Consider the following 17158-nt stretch of genomic DNA (forward strand, 5'->3'; position numbering starts at 1 on the left):
CGGCTCAGCCGACCCAGACGTGGACCGCGGTGCCCTCGGGCAGGGCGGTCCCGGCGGCGGGGGACTGGTGCAGGACCCGGGACTCGCCCCGGCCGGAGAGCGGCAGCGGCAGGCGATGCACGCGGGCGTCCCAGCCGTCGTCCGCCAGCGTCGTGCCCGCCATCTCCGGATCCTGCCCGGTCGCGTCCGGCACCGGGCGCACGGCGCGGCCTTCGGAGAGCACCACGCGGACCGCGGTGCCCGGCGTCGCCTGCTCGCCGGGGGCCGGGTGCTGCTCGAGCACGGCCCCGGCCGGCACCGCGGGATCGGTGCGGCGCTCCGCGACCTCCACGGTGAATCGGGCGCCCCGGGCCACGCCGTGGGCCCGCCGGATCACGACGCCGGTCAGGTCCGGCACCGGCACCGGCGCGGGGCCGGCGGAGACGGTGAGCTCGACGGGGGTGCCGCGCCCCGCCGGCTCCCCGGCCGCGGGCGAGCTGGCGACGACCGTGCCCTCCGTGCGGAGTTCGTCGTGCCGGGCCGTGACCGCCGCGGTGAAGCCCGCGGCGGTCAGCCGTTCCTCCGCCGCCTCCCGGGCCAGCCCGTCGAGGTCGGGGACCACCGCCACGCCGCCGACTCCGAGGCCGCCGGAGCCCAGCGTCCAGCCCAGCAGCAGGGCGACGCCGGTGAGCAGCAGGGTCACGGCCGCGCCGATCGCGGCGGCCCGGCCGGTGCCCTGGCCGAGGTCGAGCGCGGGACGGCGGGCCGCCCGACGCAGCCGCCGCTGGGAGCTGCGCCCCGGATGCCGGTCCGCCGGAGCGGGGTCGAGCCCGAGCGGGCCGATCGGCTCCGCCGGGTGCGCGGCGGGCCGCGGGTCGCCCCCGTGCGTCGCCACACGGGTGTCGATGACGTCGGTCATGTCCTCGTCGAGGTCGGACTCGGCCAGGGCGGGGAGCAGGCGCGTCGCGTGGTGGTCGCCGGCGTCGAGGGCCCGGGTCTCCAGGTTCCCGTCCGGGGCTGCGTCCTCGGGGCCATCGGCGGCGGGGGCGCCCGCCGCCGGCTCCGCATCCGGGCCCTCGGCGGGGTGGCGGTCCGGTTCGTCGGCGTCCAGGCCCGCCGCCACGGCGTCGATGCGGTGCAGGAGCTCGCCGGCACCGGCGGGCCGGTCGGCCGGGTCCGGCTCGGTGCACCACAGCACGAGGTCGTCGAGGTCCTCGGGGAGCCCGGGGTGCAGCGTGGACGGCACGGGGACCCGCTCGTGGACGTGTCGGTAGGCGACCTGCAGCGCGGTCGCCGCGGTGTACGGCTGGCGGCCCGTGAGCAGCTCGAACAGGATGATGCCCACGGCGTACACGTCGGAGCGGGCGTCGGCGGGCGCCCCGGCGATGTGCTCGGGGGCGAGGTAGGCGGGCGTGCCCACGACGGCCTGCCCGGCCATGGTGTGGGCCGTGGCGGCGCGGGACAGGCCGAAGTCCGCGACCGTCACCCGGCCGTCGTCGCGGACGAGCACGTTCTCGGGCTTCACGTCCCGGTGCACCAGCCCGGCGCGGTGCGCGGCGGCCAGGCCGTCGACGAGCGGACGCAGGAACCGCAGCGCCTCCCGGGGCGAGAGCGGGGCCCGGTCCCGGATGACGGTGCGCAGCGTGCGGCCGGGCACGTGCTCCATCACGAGGTAGGCCAGCACGTCGCCGTCCTCGGCCTCGGTGTGGCCCTGGTCCAGGACCGCGACGACGTGCGGATGGGACAGCCGCGCCGTCGTCTTGGCCTCCTGCTCGAACCGGCCGACGAGGACGGGGTCCTCCGCCAGGTGCGGGTGCATGACCTTGAGCGCCACCTGGCGGTCGAGACGCTCGTCCACGGCCAGGTAGACGGTGGACATGCCGCCCCGGGCCAGCCGCTCGACGACCCGGTAGCGGCCGTCGACGATGCCCCCCACGAGGGGGTCGCGGCGTGCGCTGCTCATCGTCCCAGGGTAGGACAGGCGGCGGACCCCTCGGGGCGGTCCGCCGCCGGCGGATCAGAACATCGCCATCGCGGCGCGCACCTTGGCCACGTAGTCCCGTGCCTCCGGGTTCAGGCCGCTGTCCAGCACCCCGCCGAGGCCCTGGTAGTAGGCCCCGATGCCCTCATCGAGGGTGGGGGTGCGGTCCTGCACGTACTTGATGAACGCGACGCCGGCCACCGCGTTGTCGTGGGGGTCCAGCAGGTTCAGCTCGCGGCCCACCAGCTCCGAGGCGAACTCGCCCGTGATCGGGATGACCTGCATCGCCCCCACGGCGTTGCCGGGGGAGACCGAGGCCATGCGGAAGCGGGACTCGGTGTACGCGTGGCCCAGGGCCAGGCGAGGGTCCACGCCCATCCGCTCGGCGGTCTCGCGGACGATCTGCTGCATCTGCTCGGGGGTGGGCTGCGGGACGGAGCGCAGCAGGCGCAGGTTCTCGTTCGCCGAGGCCGTCACGTGCGGCGCGTAGGTGCGCCCGAGGAAGGTGTCGCCGACCGCCTGGACGGCGGAGACCGGCTCCACCTCGAGGGTGCCGTCGGAGATCACGAGCACGTCGCCGGGGTGCAGCGTCGAGGCCCGCGTCAGGCCGTTGAGCTCGCGCAGACGGGGGATGGAGACCTCGAACCGCTGGGAGATCCCCCAGAGGGAGTCGCCGGAGACCACGGTGTACCGGACCGTCCCGCCGGCCGCCGTCGGGGTCTTCGATGCCGGCGCGGTGGCGGGGGTCGTGGTCGGGGCGGGCGACGCGGGGGCCTTCGGTGCGGCGGCCGTGCGCTGCGTGGTCAGGACCATGCCCGGGTGGAGCATGCTCGACGCGCTCATGCCGTTGAGCCGCTGCAGCTGCGCGGCGGAGACGCCGGTGCGGCGGGCGATGACCCACCACCCGTCGTTCGGCTGCACCGTGTAGGTCCCCGCGGCCGGGGCCGGGGCCGCCGCGCCGGTCAGGCGGAGCTCGTCACCCGGGTAGAGCACGGTCTCCAGGCCCAGGCCGTTGAACCGCAGCAGGTCGGCGACGGAGACGCCGCGGGCGGCCGAGATCCGGGTGAGGGAGTCGCCCGGGCGCACGGTATGCACCGCCGCCTCCTGGGCGTGGGCCTGGGCGGGCAGACCGGTGAGCAGCAGCAGGGGCACCGCGCCGCCGGTCAGGACGGAGCGCAGGCGGCGGGAGCGGACGGGGGTGTGGGGCACGGCAGACCTCGGCATCGGATCGGATGGATGGATGGAACACGACGGGGAAGTGACGGGTGGGACCCGTGGCCCCCGCGGTCGACCGACGACGTCGGCGCCCGGCCATGGAGCCTCGGCGATGTTATCGGAATGTGATCTTCGTGACCATACTGAGATCTATGCCGTCCGGGGCGCGATGGGCCGGGCCCGTCGGCGGCCACGTAGGCTGGCGCCTGTGAGCACCACTTCCTCCGACACCCCGGTCCCCGCTGACGCGATCCCCGCCGAGCTCGACGCCCTCGTGGGCGAGTGGCTCTCCGTGCCCGACGTGGCGGAGCGCCTCGACCAGCGTGTGACCCGCGTCCACAACCTCGTGCATGATCGCCGCCTGCTGGCCGTGCGTCGCCCCGAGCCCGCGGTGCGGTCCGTGCCGGCGCTGTTCCTCACCGAGACCGGCGTGCTCGATTCCCTGCAGGGCACGCTCGTGCTGCTGGCCGACGCCGGCTTCTCCGACGAGGAGGCCCTCCGTTGGCTGTTCACCGAGGACGAGTCGTTGCCCGGCCGGCCCATCGACGCGCTCCGGGACGGTCGGAAGACCGAGATCCGGCGCCGCGCCCAGGCCCTGGCCTGGTGAGCCGACCCGCGGGCGGCCATCCGCCCGCGGGGTTCGTGCGGCTCAGTGGCGGCGCGACGTGTATGCGTCGATCAGCCGCGTGAGCTCGGCGCTCACATCCTCGGGGACGCCGTGCGCGAGCAGGCCCGCCACGGCGCCGGCCGCCTCGTGCGAGAGCACCGCGACCCGCTCTTCGACGGCCTGGCGCGCACCGCATGCTTCGAGGACGGCCTGCCAGTGGGCCACCCGGTCCGCGCCGAGGTCTGGATCGCCGAGGTCCGCGTCGAGCGCGGCGACCTCGTCCGGGGCGAGCAGCTCGACGGCGCGGGCGATGAGCACCGTCTGTTTCCCCTCCCGCAGGTCGTCGCCCGCGGGCTTGCCCGTGGTCGCCGGATCGCCAAACACGCCGAGCAGGTCGTCCCGGTACTGGAACGCCATGCCGAACGGCAGCGACACCCGGGCGAACGCGGTCACCAGCCCGTCGTCCGCCCCCGCCAGCAGCCCGCCCAGGGCCAGCGGGTGCACCGCCGAATAGCGGGCCGACTTGTGCTCCACCACCGCCTCGGCGGCCGCCTCGGCTTCGCGGGCATCGCGCGCCGCCGGGGCCATCTCGGCCACCACGTCGAGGTACTGACCCGCCATCACGCCGAAGCGCATCCGCTCGAGCTCGGCCCGCGCCCGATCCTCCCGGGGCGTGCCGGCGAGGACGCGCGCGAAGGCCGTCTCGCTCATCCCCAGGGCGACGTCGCCGGCGAGGATCGCGGCGGAGACGCCGAAGTGCTCCGCGGCGTGGCGCCAGCCCGCCTCCCGGTGGAGGGACTCGAAGCGGCGGTGCACGCTGGGCATCCCCCGGCGGGTGTCCGAGCGGTCCAGGATGTCGTCGTGGATCAGCGCCGCGGCCTGGAACAGCTCGAACGCCGCGCCCGCCTCGGCGATGCGGGGGTCCTCCGCCTCGCCGCCGGCCGCCCGCCAGCCGAGCCAGGCCAGGACGGCGCGCAGGCGCTTGCCGCCCGCGGTCAGGTCCGCGATCGCGTCCACGAGGGGCGCCGTCAGCGGGTGGACGTCCCGGGCGCGTTCGCGGTGCTCCGCCAGCAGGCGGTCGAGGGCGTCGGCGACGGCGGCGCGGAAGCGGTCCTGGTCGGCGGGACGGGGGCGGGGGACGGCGACGTCGGCGGGCATGGCCCCACCCTAGCCGCGCCGCGCGGCGGCTCGCCGGTCCCGGATAGGCTCGGTCCATGTCCGAGACCGCGCCCGCTGCACCCCGCGATGAGGCGACGATCCTGCACGTGGACATGGACGCGTTCTTCCTGTCCGTCGAGCTGCGCGAACAGCCCGACCTCGAGGGGCGTCCCGCCGCCGTCGCCGCCCCGAGCGGCCGGTCCGTGGTGCTCTCCGCCTCGTACGCGGCGCGGGCCTACGGGGTCCGCTCGGCGATGCCCCTGGCGCACGCCCGCGCCCTGTGCCCGCCCCTCGTGGTCATCCCGCCGCGCCAGCAGCTCTACCGGGCCGTCTCCGCCGAGGTGATGGCCGTGCTCGCGGACGTGACCCCCGTGATGGAGCAGCTCAGCGTGGACGAGGCGTTCCTCGACGTCGCCGGCGCCCGCCGCCGGCTCGGCCCGCCCGAGCACATCGGCCACCTGATCCGGGAGCGCGTCCGCTCCGAGCTGGGGCTGCCGTGCACCGTGGGCGGCTCGGCCGTGAAGTTCGTGGCCAAGACGGCGTCCACCGCGGCCAAGCCAGACGGCCTGCTGATCGTGCCGCCGGAGCGCACCCTGGACTTCCTCCATCCGCTGCCCGTGGGCCGGCTGTGGGGCGTGGGCCCCAAGGCGGCCGAGCGGCTCGCCCGGCGGGGGGTGGCGACCATCGGCGACCTCGCCCGGGTGGACCCCGCGCGGCTGGAGGCGTCGTTCGGGGCCGCCGGCCGGGAGTGGGCGTCGCTCGCCCGGGGCATCGACCCGCGCCCCGTCGCCCCGCGCCCGGCGGCCCGCAGCATCGGCGCGGACCACACCTTCGACGTCGACCCCGTCGACGTCGCGGGCGTCGACCGGGAGGTCCTGCGCCTGTGTCACCGGGTCGCGGCCCGGCTGCGCGCGGAGGGGGTCACCGCCGGCGCGGTCACGGTCCGCCTCAAGGCGCCGGACGGGTCGGTCCGCAGCCGCACCGCCCGCCTCGCCCGGCCGACCGCCACGGGCCACGACCTCCTCGGCCCGGCGCGGCGGCTCGTCCGCGAGCTGCACGCCGAACGGCCGCATCCGATCCGGCTCGTGGGCGTGCGCGCCGAGCGCCTCGGGGGCGAGGCCGATCAGCCCCCGGCCCAGGAGGCGCTCTTCGGCGGTCCCGCCTGGGGGACGGAGGGCGAGGCGTCGGAGGCGGGCGACTGGGCCGGTGCCGAGGCCGCCCTGGACGCCGTCGCCCGGCGCTTCCCGACGGCGGCCGTGCGGCCGGCGTCGCTGCTGGGTCGCCGCGAGGCCCGCGCCGACGCCCGCCGGGACGCGCCGCGGCCGGGCCCCGGAGGCCCGGACCGGGAGTGAGGGGTTCCGGGGCCGGCGACGTCGCCACCTGGCTAGGGTGGGGCGGCAGGTCCTATCCTGGAGGGCAAGTCGGACGCGCGGGCGTCCCCTCCCGGTCCCGGAGGTGTCGGAGGCCGCGTTCGAAGGAGTCGCCATGCCCCTCTCAGAGCATGAGCAGCGGATGCTGGACCAGCTGGAGCAGCAGCTGCGCACCGAGGACCCCCGGCTGGCCACCCAGATGGCGGACACGGGGCGGCATCGGCTGCCCGTGGGTCGCGTCGTGGCCGGGGCCGTCCTCGCAGTGGTCGGGCTGCTCGTCGTGGTCCTCGGGGTCGCCAACCACGCGATCCTCCTGGGCGTGCTCGGCGTCGTCGTCATCGGGGCCGGCATCTTCCTGCTGACCACGCGGCCGCGCGCTGTCGCCTCCGGGGCCTCGGGCCCGGAGGCCCGCCGGTCGGGCGCACCGCGACGGCAGGGAGGCGGCGACTTCATGGGCCGCCTCGAGCGGCGCTGGGACGAGCGGCGCGCCGGAGGCGACTGAGCGCCTGGCCCGCCGGGCCCCCACTATCCTCCACTCCAGGCCCCGATCCGCTCCGGATCGGGGCCTTTCCGCTGCCCGAGGCTCCGTCATCGCCGAGGCCCTCCACCGGGGCCCACCGGTCCTCCACGTCCCTCCACGGCGACGCCGGCCCCGGGACCCGCGGGATGGCGCGCCGGACTCGGGGGGCCTCGACACGCCCGTGGCGCCGGGACCCGCGTCCGGGGTTGATGGTGGAGGGAAGTGGGGTAATGTGGAGGGAAGGAGAGAGCATGGGTCCCGACCTTGGTCGGGAGGGACCGCTTGACGAGCCAGGGGGTCTGCCGTGTTCTTGGGCACGTACACCCCCCGGCTCGACGAGAAGTCCCGGCTGATCCTCCCCGCCAAGTTCCGCGAGGAGCTGGCGGAGGGGCTGGTCCTGACCCGGGGTCAGGAGCGCTGCATCTACGTGTTCAGCGCTCGTGAGTTCGAGCGGGTCCACGAGCAGATGAGGTCGGCTCCACTGTCCTCCCGCCAGGCCCGTGACTACATCCGCGTCTTCCTCTCGGGGGCGTCGGACGAGGTCCCGGACAAGCAGGGTCGGGTGACCGTGCCGGCGCCGCTGCGACAGTACGCGGGGCTGGACCGGGACGTGACCGTGATCGGCGCGGGGACGCGAGTGGAGATCTGGGACTCGGAGTCCTGGAACACCTACCTCGCCGAGCAGGAAGCCGCCTTCTCCGAGACCGACGAGGACGTCCTGCCCGGCGTCTTCTGACCATGACCACCCGACCTCGAGCGAGACCTCCAGCCGACGCCGCCGCACCTGACCCGTCTTCCCCTGGGCCAGGCGCGGCGGCGGACGGATGGGGATCCCGCCCGAGGTCCGCCAGGACCGCGATGTGAGCAGGAGGTCGAGAGTGGACGCAGGCCAGCCGCGCCCCGAGGACCGCCACCTGCCCGTGATGCGGGACCGCGTCGTCGACCTCCTCGCCCCCGCCGTCCAGGCCGCGCTCGAGGCCGGCCGTACGCCCGTCGCCGTCGACGGCACGCTGGGCATGGGCGGGCACACCGAGGCCCTGCTGACCCGGTTCCCCCACCTGCGCGTCATCGGCATCGACCGCGACGTCCACGCCCAGGCCATGGCCGTCGAGCGCCTCGGCCCCCTCGCCGAGCGCCTGATCCCCTTCCACGGCACCTACGACCGGGTGCCCGAGGCCATGGCCGCCGCGGGCGTCACGAAGGTCGACGCCGCGCTCTACGACCTCGGTGTGTCCTCCTACCAGCTGGACGACCGGGAGCGCGGCTTCGCCTACTCCTACGACGCTCCGCTGGACATGCGCATGGACGACACCGCCGAGCGCTCCGCCGCGACGCTCGTGGCGGAGCTGGACGAGCAGGAGCTGCGCCGCATCATCCGTCGCGACGGCGAGGAGCGCTTCGCCGGCCCCATCGCACGGGCCATCGTCCGGGCCCGCGACGAGGCCCCCATCGAGACCACCGGCCGCCTCGTCGAGGTGATCCGCTCGGCCGTCCCCGTCGCCGCGGGGGCAACCGGCGGGCACCCGGCCAAGCGCACCTTCCAGGCCCTGCGCATCGCCGTGAACGAGGAGCTCGACATCCTCGACGCCGCCGTGCCCGCCATCCTCGACGCCCTCCACGTGGGCGGGCGCCTCGTGGTGATGAGCTACCACTCCCTCGAAGACCGCATCACGAAGCGGCACCTGAGCGCGTGGGCCACGTCCACGGCGCCCCCGGGGTTCCCAGTGGTGCTGGAGGAGCACGAACCCGTGGTGCGGGTGCTCACCCGCGGCACCGAGAAGCCCACCGAAGAAGAAATCTCCGAGAACCGTCGCGCCTCCTCCGCGAGAGTGCGTGCGGTTGAGAAGATCAGGACGTCCAGGACCACGGCATGACGCTGCACGAGGAGATGAGCATGGCCGCACACGCACGGATCGCAGAGTCGCTGCGCCCCGGGTCGACCCCCGTCGCCCCTGCGCGGCCGACTCCGCAGGAGCGCACGCCGCTCTCGGTGGTGCCCGCCCCGCTGCCCCGATCCCGCTCCGGGGTGACCGTGCTGTGCGTCCTCGTGGTGCTCGCCGCGCTCGCGGCGGTGCTCGTCATGAACATCACGATGTCCAACCGGCAGTACGCCCTCCTGGACCTGCGCCAGGAGCAGCAGGCCGTCACCGAGACCAATGAGCGGCTGGCCGAACAGGTGGGCCACCTCGAGGCGCCGCAGAACCTGGCCGCGCGCGCCGACGCCCTCGGGATGGTCGCCCCCGCCGGCACCGCCTCCGTGGACGCGGGCACGGGCCAGTTCAGCGGCGAGGCCCAGGCGGCCCAGGACGGCGACATCTCCGCCACCTACGTCGCGCCGCCGGCGGACGCGGACGCGGTCCGCCAGGGGACGGCCGGCGACGGCCAGGACGAGATCGAGGGACCGCGCACCCTCGGCGGCGAGGACGCCTCCGCCGCCCCCGACCAGGACGCCGCCGACCGTTGATCGACCGTCCCGCCTCGCACCTTCCCCGCGGCGGATCGACGGTCGGGCCCGCTCCCGGGCACCCCGCCGTGCGCACCCGCATCCTTCTCCTGCTCGTCTTCGTCCTGCTCGGCGGGCTCGCACTGCGGCTCGTCTACGTGCAGGGCATCGACCCCACGGGGCAGGCCGCGGCGGCCATGGACCAGCGCCTGACACACCAGGAGACCCTGCCGCAGCGCGGGTCCATCCTGGACCGCGACGGCGACGTGCTGGCCGCCAGCGTGCGCCGCTACGACATCGTCGTGGACCAGCGCCTCGTCAAGGACTTCAACGAATGGGACCGCGAGGCCCGGGAGACCGTGCTGGTGGACGTGGACTCCCGCCTGGCCAGCCTGGCCGAGGTGCTCGGCATGTCGGAGGAGGAGGTGCGCGAGGCCACCATCGGCTCCCGCCCGTACGCCGTGGTGCGTCGCTCCGTGACCCCGGAGGTGCGGGATGCGGCCATGGCCCTCAACGTGCCGGGCCTGCTCTCCGAGGCGGTGGACCGCCGCACCTACCCGAACGGGTCGGTCGCCGGCAGCATCATCGGCTTCATGGGTGGCGACGGCACCGCCCTCGAGGGCCTCGAGCTCAGCCAGGACGACGTCATGACCGGCACCCCGGGCACCCGCACGTTCGAGGTGGGCGCAGACGGCATCCGCATCCCCAACGCCCCGCTCGAGGAGGTTCCGGCCGTGGACGGCGCCGACCTGCGCCTGACCGTGGACAAGGACGCCCAGTGGTTCGCGCAGGAGACCCTCGGCGCCCTCGCCGCCGAGTACGAGGCGGAGTGGGCGAACGCCGTCGTGATGGACGTGAAGACGGGCGACGTGATCGTCATGGCGGACTCCACCACGGTGGACCCCGCCGACCCCGACGCCACCGAGGGGAACTTCCGCACCTCCACCGTGATGAGCACGCCGTACGAGCCGGGCTCCACGGGCAAGGCGCTGCCGATCGCGGCCGCCGTCGACGCCGGGAAGGTCACCGCCACGGACGGCTTCACCGTCCCCGGCAGCCAGGACTTCGACGGGCAGACCATCCGGGACTTCTCCCCGCACCCGACGTTCGACATGACCGTGGCAGGCATCTACGCGCGCTCCTACAACACGGGCACGGTGCAGATCGCCGAGAAGATCACGGACGAGCAGCGCTACGAGTACATGCGCTCCTTCGGGGTCGGCCAGCCCATCGACCTCGGCCTGCCGCAGCAGGCGGGCAGCGTCCTCGTCCCGCCCGAACAGTGGGACGGCCGCCAGCGCCTGACCACGGCCTTCGGCCAGGGCTACACCCAGACCACCCTGCACACCGCCCAGATGTACCAGGCCCTCGCCAACGGCGGCGTGCTGATCCCGGCCCGGCTGATCGACGCCACGGTGGACGGCGACGGCGCGGAGAAGCGCTGGGAGTCGTCCGCGGAGCCCCACCGCGTGGTCTCCGAGGAGACGGCGGCGCAGATGCTCCGCATGATGGAGACCGTCGTGACGCAGGGCACCAGCAAGGCCGCCGCGATCCCCGGGTATCGCGTGGGCGGCAAGTCCTCCACCGCCGAGGCCGCGAGCGACACCGGCACGTACGACGGCTACAACCTCGGCTTCACCGCCGTCGCCCCGCTCGACGACCCCCGCTTCGTGGTGTCCGTGTCCATGCATCGGCCGCCGTCGAAGCAGGGCTCCCGAGACGTGTCCGTCGCGGCCGCCACGATCATGGAGTACATGCTCCGCCAGGCGGACGTGCCCGCCACCGGAGCCGAGCCGAACGACTACCGCGTCTTCGTGGACGATCCGCAGGACCGGCCGTGGTGACCCACGCCTCCGGCCCCGAGCACCCCAGGAGCACCCCCATGACCACTCCGAGCGACCCCCCTGCGCCGCTGACCCCGGCCCAGCAGGACGCCGCCTTCCGGCCCTCCCACACCCCCGCCGCGGCCTGGCCCGCCCTCGCACAGGCGCTGGCCGAGGCGGGGATCGCGGCCCACGTCCACGGCGCGGCCCCGGCCGACGGCGTCACGGGGGTCAGCCTCGACTCGCGTGTCGTGCGCCCGGGCGACCTCTACGTCGCCGTTCCGGGGGCGCGCGCCCACGGCGCGGCGTTCGCGGCCACGGCACTGGAGGCCGGCGCCGTCGGCGTCCTGACGGACGCGGCGGGCCGCGCGCTCCTGGCGGAGCAGGGCCTGGCCGACGTCCCGGTGCTCGAGGTCGACGCCGTGCGCACCGCCGCCGGCACCGTGGCGGCCCGCGTCTACGGCGGCGGGGGCGACACCGGCCCGCGCCTGCTCGGCGTGACCGGCACCAACGGCAAGACCACCACGAGCTTCCTCGCCGCCGCCCTGCTCGAGGCCCTGGGGCGCCGGTCGGGCATCGTGGGCACGATCCTGATCCGCGCGGGGGAGCGGGAGGTCCCCTCCACGCTCACCACGCCCGAGGCCACCCAGCTGCACGCCCTCATGGCGCTCATGCGCGAGGAGGAGGTGGACACCGCCGTCATGGAGGTCTCCTCCCACGCCGTGGCGTACCAGCGGATCGCCGGCCTGCGCTACGCGGTGGCCGGGTTCACCAACCTGACCCAGGACCACCTGGACATGCACGGCTCGATGCAGGAGTACTTCGCGGCCAAGGCCGGTCTGTTCGACCCCGCTCGCACCGACCACGCCGTCATCACGCTCGACGGCGGCGAGGGGCCCCGCTGGGGCGTCGCCATGGCCCGGGCCGCCGGCGCTCCCGTCACCACGCTCGCCCTCGGGCCGGCCGCGCCGACGCCGGGCGCCCTGGCCGAACACGACCCCGGCCTCCGGGCGGACTGGGAGGTCGCCGAGCTCGCGCCGGACGGCCTCGGCCACCGCTTCACGCTGCGCCACGCGGCCACGGGCCGGGAGCTGCGGGCCTCCGTCGGTCTGCCGGGCCGCTTCAACGTGGCCAACGCGGCCCTCGCGGTTCTGCTCGTGCTGCACGCCGTGGGGGAGGAGCACCTGGACGCGCTCGCCGCGGTCCTGGACGTGCCCGCGGGGGAGGGCCCTCTGGCTGCCGCCGTCCCGGGGCGGATGGAGGTCGTGGGCCGCGAGCCGGACGCCGTCGTCGACTTCGCGCACAACCCGGACGGCATGGTCCAGGCGCTGCGCTCCCTCGCCGACGCCCGGGCGGCGGCCGGGACGCGCGGCCGCACCCTGATCGTGTTCGGCTCCGCCGGCGACCGTGACCGTGACAAGCGGCCCGTGATGGGCGCGATCGCGGCCCGGGCGGCGGATGTGCTGATCGTCACCGACGACACCCCCCACTCGGAGGACCCGGCCCCGATCCGCGCCCACATCCTCGCCGGCGCCCGCGCCGAGGCCGACCGCATCGCGCGGGAGGAGGGCCGCACGGTCGTGATCGAGGAGGTGGCCGACCGTGCCACGGCCATCCGCCGCGCCGTGGAGCTGGCGGGGCCGCAGGACGGCATCCTCCTGGCCGGCCGCGGGCACGAGACCACGATGGACTACGACGGCGAGCTCGTCCCGCTGGACGACCGGGTGGCCCTGCGCGAGGCCCTGGCCGCCCGTGTCGCGGCGGCCTCCGCCTCGGGCTCCGGCCCCGCCCGCGAGGGTAAGGTCATCGAGTCATGATCGCTCTCACCGCAGCCCAGATCGCCGAGGCCGTGTCCGGCACGCTCTCGGCCACCCTCGACCCCGCCACCGTGCTGGTGCACGTCACCCCCGACTCGCGGGAGGTCACCGCCGAGGGCACGCTCTACGTGGCGAAGCCGGGGGAGCGCGCCGACGGCCACGACTTCATCGACGCCGCGCTGGGTGCCGGCGCCGCCGCCGTGCTCGCCGAGCGCGCCACGCACGCCCCCGACGGCGCCGCGCACCCGGCGATCATCGTCGAGGACGCCGTGCTCGCGATGGGCGCGCTCGCCCGGGAGGTCGTGCGCCGCATCCGGGGGCACTCCCCGACCACCGTCATCGGCATCACCGGCTCGGCCGGCAAGACCACCACCAAGGACCTGCTCGCCGCCCTGATGGCCACCCAGGGCCCCACCGTCGCACCGGTCGGCTCGTACAACGGCGAGGTCGGCGTGCCGCTCACGGTGTTCCGGGCGGAGCTGGACACGCGCTTCCTCGTGGTCGAGATGGGCGCGGACCACGTCGGCAACATCGCGTACCTCTGCGACATCGTGCGCCCGGACATCGGCGTCGTGCTCATGGTGGGCACCGCCCATGCGGGCAGTTTCGGCGGCGTGGCGAACATCGCGCGCACCAAGGGCGAGCTCGTGGAGGCCCTCGGCCCCGACGGCGTCGCCGTCCTCAACCTCGACGACGAGCGTGTCGCCGGCATGGCGGCACGGACCGCCGCCCCGATCACCTGGTTCACCGCGGACGAGCGGGGCGTCGCCCGCGCGGCCGAGGACGTGGCCGCCGGCCGCGCGTCGGGACTCGTCGCCGCACGGGACGTGCGAGCCGACGACCAGGAGCGCCCCGTCTTCGACCTGCAGGTCGGGACGGATGAGGCCGCCGTGCGGCATCCGGTGGCCTCCGGACTGACCGGCCTGCACCACGTGCACAACGTGCTGGCCGCCGCCGCGGCCGCCCACGCCGCCGGCATGGACCCGGCCGAGATCGCCCGTGGTCTCGACGGGCTCGGGCCCGCCAGCCGCTTCCGGATGGAGCGCACCGACCGCGCGGACGGCGTCACGATCATCAACGACGCGTACAACGCCAACCCCGAGTCCATGCGCGCCGCGCTGCGGACGCTGGCCACCCTCGGCCGCTCCAGCGGCCGCCGCACCTGGGCCGTCCTGGGGGAGATGCTCGAGCTCGGCGATGCCCGCGTCCGTGAGCACACCCTCGTGGGCGAGTCCGTGGTGCGCCTGAACATCGCCCAGCTGCTGGTGGTGGGCGCCGGAGCCCGGCCGCTCTACATCGGCGCCCTCAACGAGGGCAGCTGGGGCGAGGAGGCGCACTTCGTCGACGACGCCGCGCAGGCCGAGGCGTTCCTCGCCGAGCACCTGCGCCCCGGCGACCTCGTCCTCGTCAAGTCCTCCAACGGCGTCGGGCTCGCGGCCCTCGGCGAGCGCCTCGCCACGGCCGACGCCGTCGCCGCCCCCTCCGCCTCCCCGAAGGAGTCCCGACCGTGATCGGACTGCTCATCGGCGGCGTGCTCGGCCTGGTCCTCTCGGCCGTCGGCACCCCGCTGTTCATCAGGTTCCTCGTCAAGCGCGGATACGGCCAGTTCGTCCGCGACGACGGCCCGACCACCCACAAGACCAAGCGCGGCACGCCCACGATGGGCGGCGCGGTCATCATCGGCTCCATGGTGCTGGCGTACCTGATCACCCACGGGCTGCTCGCGGTGCTCGGCGTCGACTTCGGCGGGCCCACGGCCTCCGGCCTGATCCTGCTGCTGCTCACCGTGGGCATGGCCTTCGTCGGTTTCGTGGACGACTTCACGAAGATCACGAAGCAGCGCTCGCTCGGCCTGACGCCGCGCGGCAAGATCATCCTCCAGGCCCTGATCGGCACCGCCTTCGCCGTCCTCGCCCTGAACTTCCCGGACGAGCGGGGCCTGACCCCCGCCTCGACGGCGATCTCCTTCGCCCGGGACATCCCGTGGCTCGACCTGGCCTTCGCCGGACCCGCGATCGGCGTCATCCTGTTCGTGATCTGGTCGAACCTCATCACCACCGCCACCACGAACGCCGTGAACCTCACGGACGGCCTCGACGGGCTCGCCACGGGTGCCACCGCCATGATCACGGGCGCCTACGTTCTGATATCGCTCTTCCAGTCGAGCCAGTCCTGCGCGCTCGAGGGCACCCGCGGCTGCTACGAGGTCCGCGACCCCATGGACCTGGCCCTGCTCGCGGCGATCCTCACGGGCAGCCTGCTGGGTTTCCTCTGGTGGAACACCTCGCCGGCCAAGATCTTCATGGGGGACACCGGCTCCCTGGGCCTGGGCGGCGCCCTGGCCGGCTTCGCGATCTTCACGCGCACCGAGATCCTGGTGGCCGTGCTGGCCGGCCTCATGGTCGCGATCACGCTCTCCGTCATCATCCAGGTGGGCTGGTTCAAGGTCTCCGGCGGCAAGCGCGTGTTCCTGATGGCGCCGCTGCAGCACCACTTCGAGCTCAAGGGCTGGGCCGAGGTGACCGTCGTGGTCCGCTTCTGGCTGCTGTCCCTGATGTGCGTCACCGTGGGGCTCGCGATCTTCTACGGCGACTGGCTCATCCGCCAGGGCGGCCTCGCGGGGGTGACCCCGTGACCGGCCCCGCGTCCGACGCCGCGCTCGCACCGGTGCGCCGGCCTCGCGCCGACACCGCCCGCACCGCCGACCTCACGTCCTGGGACGCCCCGGGGTGGGCCGGCCTGCGCGTCGTCGTCACGGGCCTGGGCGTCACCGGCTTCTCCGTGGCCGACACCCTGGCCGAGCTGGGCGCCGCCGTCGTGGTGGTGGACGGCGATGACGGCCCCGAGAACCGGGCGCGTGCGGAGACCCTGCGGATCGTGGGGGTCCGCGAGGTCCTGCTCGACCGGGCGGCCACGCAGGTGCTGCCCGAAGTCGACGGCGCCGCCGCGGACCTCGTCGTGACCTCCCCGGGCTGGCGGCCGGACCAGCCGCTGCTGATGGCCGCCCATGCGGCGGGCCTGCCGATCTGGTCCGACGTCGAACTGGCCTGGCGGCTGCGCGAGCGCGCCGGCCGGAAGACCGCCGACTGGGTGTGCCTGACAGGCACGAACGGCAAGACGACGACCGTGACGATGGTCGAGGCCATCCTGCGGGCGGACGGCCGTCGGGCGGTGGCCTGCGGCAACGTCGGCACCCCCGTGCTCGACGCGATCCGCGACCCGGAGGGCTTCGACGTGCTCGCCCTCGAGCTCTCCAGCTTCCAGCTGCACTGGACGCACGGCCTGGCCCCGGCGTCATCGGCGGTGCTGAACCTGTCCGAGGACCACGTGGACTGGCACGGCTCGATGGAGGAGTACGCCGCCGCCAAGGGCAAGGTGTACGCGAACACGCGGGTGGCCTGCGTGTTCAACGAGCAGGACCCGCTGACCCGCACCCTCGTGGAGCGCGCGGACGTCCAGGAGGGCTGCCGCGCGATCGGCTTCACCACGGACACCCCGGGCCTGTCCGACATCGGCGTCGTGGACGGGATCCTCGTGGACCGTGCGTTCCTGGACAACCGGCGCCACGAGGCGATCGCCCTGGCCGAGCGCGCCGACCTGGGCCCGGTGGCGCCGCGCCACACCATGGCCAACGCGGCCGCCGCGGCGGCGCTGACCCGGGCCGTCGGGGTGAGCCCCGCGGCCGTGGCCGAGGGCCTGCGCTCCTACGACCGCGGGGAGCACCGCATCCAGCTCGTGGCCACCTCCCGCGACATCATGTGGGTCAACGACTCCAAGGCGACGAACCCGCACGCCGCAGACGCGTCGCTGGCGGCGTTCAGCTCCGTGGTGTGGCTGGCCGGCGGCCTGCCCAAGGGCGTGACCTATCACGAGCTGGTGGCCGCGCACGCCCACCGGCTCCGGGCGGTGGTGCTCCTGGGCAGGGACACCTCGGCCCTGCGCGCGGCCCTGGCCGCGCACGCCCCGGACGTCCCCGTCCACGCCCCCCTCGCCGCGGCCGACGGCACCGGCCCCGCCGACGGCGCGGCCGTGATGACCGAGGCGGTGCGCGTGGCCGACGGCCTGGCCCGCCCCGGCGACACCGTGCTCATGGCGCCCGCCGCGGCGTCGATGGACCAGTTCCGCTCCTACGCGGCCCGCGGCGACGCATTCATCGAGGCCGTCGCCGGGCTGATGCGCGAGCACGGCTGGGACGTGCACGACGACGCCGCCCCCGACACCGACTGACCCGCCGCCCACCCGACC

General features: G+C 75.1%; 14 protein-coding genes. 11 read left to right on the plus strand and 3 right to left on the minus strand.

Annotated elements, in window-relative coordinates:
- Nucleotides 1-4: 4 nt before the first annotated feature.
- Together pknB and ACFI33_RS07060 are read right to left on the minus strand one after the other, a co-directional pair.
- Nucleotides 5-1942, minus strand: a complete 1938-nt coding sequence (pknB, locus tag ACFI33_RS07055) for a Stk1 family PASTA domain-containing Ser/Thr kinase (RefSeq protein WP_233569948.1) — start codon at nucleotides 1940-1942, stop codon at nucleotides 5-7.
- A gap of 54 nt (nucleotides 1943-1996) precedes the next feature.
- Nucleotides 1997-3169, minus strand: coding sequence for a LysM peptidoglycan-binding domain-containing protein (locus ACFI33_RS07060; protein WP_127445903.1), 1173 nt, complete (start codon nucleotides 3167-3169; stop codon nucleotides 1997-1999).
- A 214-nt stretch (nucleotides 3170-3383) separates the two neighbouring features.
- On the opposite strand from ACFI33_RS07060, the gene ACFI33_RS07065 reads away from it, so the two are divergent.
- Complete coding sequence (locus ACFI33_RS07065; RefSeq protein ID WP_049158988.1) at nucleotides 3384-3782, plus strand: Rv2175c family DNA-binding protein; 399 nt, start codon at nucleotides 3384-3386, stop codon at nucleotides 3780-3782.
- A gap of 42 nt (nucleotides 3783-3824) precedes the next feature.
- Here the strand turns inward: ACFI33_RS07065 and ACFI33_RS07070 are convergent, their stop codons facing one another.
- Nucleotides 3825-4940, minus strand: a complete 1116-nt coding sequence (locus tag ACFI33_RS07070) for a polyprenyl synthetase family protein (RefSeq protein ID WP_041104747.1) — start codon at nucleotides 4938-4940, stop codon at nucleotides 3825-3827.
- A 56-nt stretch (nucleotides 4941-4996) separates the two neighbouring features.
- Here ACFI33_RS07070 and dinB point away from each other — a divergent pair, with 56 nt between their 5' ends.
- From dinB to murD, 10 genes are all read left to right on the plus strand, one after another.
- Nucleotides 4997-6292, plus strand: a complete 1296-nt coding sequence (gene dinB, locus ACFI33_RS07075) for a DNA polymerase IV (protein ID WP_095347341.1) — start codon at nucleotides 4997-4999, stop codon at nucleotides 6290-6292.
- A gap of 133 nt (nucleotides 6293-6425) precedes the next feature.
- The gene (locus ACFI33_RS07080) at nucleotides 6426-6812 is read left to right on the plus strand and encodes a DUF3040 domain-containing protein (protein ID WP_012750919.1); all 387 of its coding nucleotides are present in this window, start codon (nucleotides 6426-6428) and stop codon (nucleotides 6810-6812) included.
- A gap of 322 nt (nucleotides 6813-7134) precedes the next feature.
- Nucleotides 7135-7566, plus strand: coding sequence for a division/cell wall cluster transcriptional repressor MraZ (mraZ, locus tag ACFI33_RS07085; RefSeq protein ID WP_002854575.1), 432 nt, complete (start codon nucleotides 7135-7137; stop codon nucleotides 7564-7566).
- 142 nt (nucleotides 7567-7708) lie between these two features.
- Nucleotides 7709-8704: a 16S rRNA (cytosine(1402)-N(4))-methyltransferase RsmH gene (gene rsmH, locus ACFI33_RS07090; protein WP_036314148.1), complete on the plus strand. Its 996-nt coding sequence runs from the start codon at nucleotides 7709-7711 to the stop codon at nucleotides 8702-8704.
- The gene (gene ftsL / locus ACFI33_RS07095) at nucleotides 8701-9294 is read left to right on the plus strand and encodes a cell division protein FtsL (RefSeq protein ID WP_036314150.1); all 594 of its coding nucleotides are present in this window, start codon (nucleotides 8701-8703) and stop codon (nucleotides 9292-9294) included. The genes rsmH and ftsL overlap by 4 nt, the downstream gene beginning before the upstream one ends.
- 68 nt (nucleotides 9295-9362) lie before the next feature.
- On the plus strand, nucleotides 9363-11117 hold the full coding sequence (locus tag ACFI33_RS07100; RefSeq protein WP_230594441.1) for a peptidoglycan D,D-transpeptidase FtsI family protein: 1755 nt from the start codon (nucleotides 9363-9365) through the stop codon (nucleotides 11115-11117).
- A 38-nt stretch (nucleotides 11118-11155) separates the two neighbouring features.
- Nucleotides 11156-12913 carry a Mur ligase family protein gene (locus ACFI33_RS07105; RefSeq protein ID WP_036314155.1) on the plus strand — a complete coding sequence of 586 codons (1758 nt, stop codon included), beginning with the start codon at nucleotides 11156-11158 and terminating at the stop codon, nucleotides 12911-12913.
- A complete protein-coding gene (locus ACFI33_RS07110; RefSeq protein ID WP_095347343.1) occupies nucleotides 12910-14424 on the plus strand; it encodes a UDP-N-acetylmuramoyl-tripeptide--D-alanyl-D-alanine ligase in 1515 nt (504 codons plus the stop codon). The genes ACFI33_RS07105 and ACFI33_RS07110 overlap by 4 nt, the downstream gene beginning before the upstream one ends.
- Nucleotides 14421-15548, plus strand: a complete 1128-nt coding sequence (gene mraY, locus ACFI33_RS07115) for a phospho-N-acetylmuramoyl-pentapeptide-transferase (RefSeq protein ID WP_095347344.1) — start codon at nucleotides 14421-14423, stop codon at nucleotides 15546-15548. Before ACFI33_RS07110 ends, mraY begins: the two co-directional genes overlap by 4 nt.
- A complete protein-coding gene (gene murD, locus ACFI33_RS07120) occupies nucleotides 15545-17140 on the plus strand; it encodes a UDP-N-acetylmuramoyl-L-alanine--D-glutamate ligase (protein WP_170748249.1) in 1596 nt (531 codons plus the stop codon). Before mraY ends, murD begins: the two co-directional genes overlap by 4 nt.
- Nucleotides 17141-17158 lie beyond the last annotated feature (18 nt).

The sequence above is a fragment of the Micrococcus sp. PSi08 genome, from assembly GCF_054960655.1.

Coding starts and splice junctions, on each gene's coding strand:
- ACFI33_RS07110 (WP_095347343.1), top strand. CDS start 12,910: ATGATCGCTCTCACCGCAGCCCAGATCGCCGAGGCCGTGTCCGGCACG.
- ACFI33_RS07080 (WP_012750919.1), top strand. CDS start 6,426: ATGCCCCTCTCAGAGCATGAGCAGCGGATGCTGGACCAGCTGGAGCAG.
- ACFI33_RS07070 (WP_041104747.1), bottom strand. CDS start 4,940: ATGCCCGCCGACGTCGCCGTCCCCCGCCCCCGTCCCGCCGACCAGGAC.
- ACFI33_RS07105 (WP_036314155.1), top strand. CDS start 11,156: ATGACCACTCCGAGCGACCCCCCTGCGCCGCTGACCCCGGCCCAGCAG.
- pknB (WP_233569948.1), bottom strand. CDS start 1,942: ATGAGCAGCGCACGCCGCGACCCCCTCGTGGGGGGCATCGTCGACGGC.
- ftsL (WP_036314150.1), top strand. CDS start 8,701: ATGACGCTGCACGAGGAGATGAGCATGGCCGCACACGCACGGATCGCA.
- dinB (WP_095347341.1), top strand. CDS start 4,997: ATGTCCGAGACCGCGCCCGCTGCACCCCGCGATGAGGCGACGATCCTG.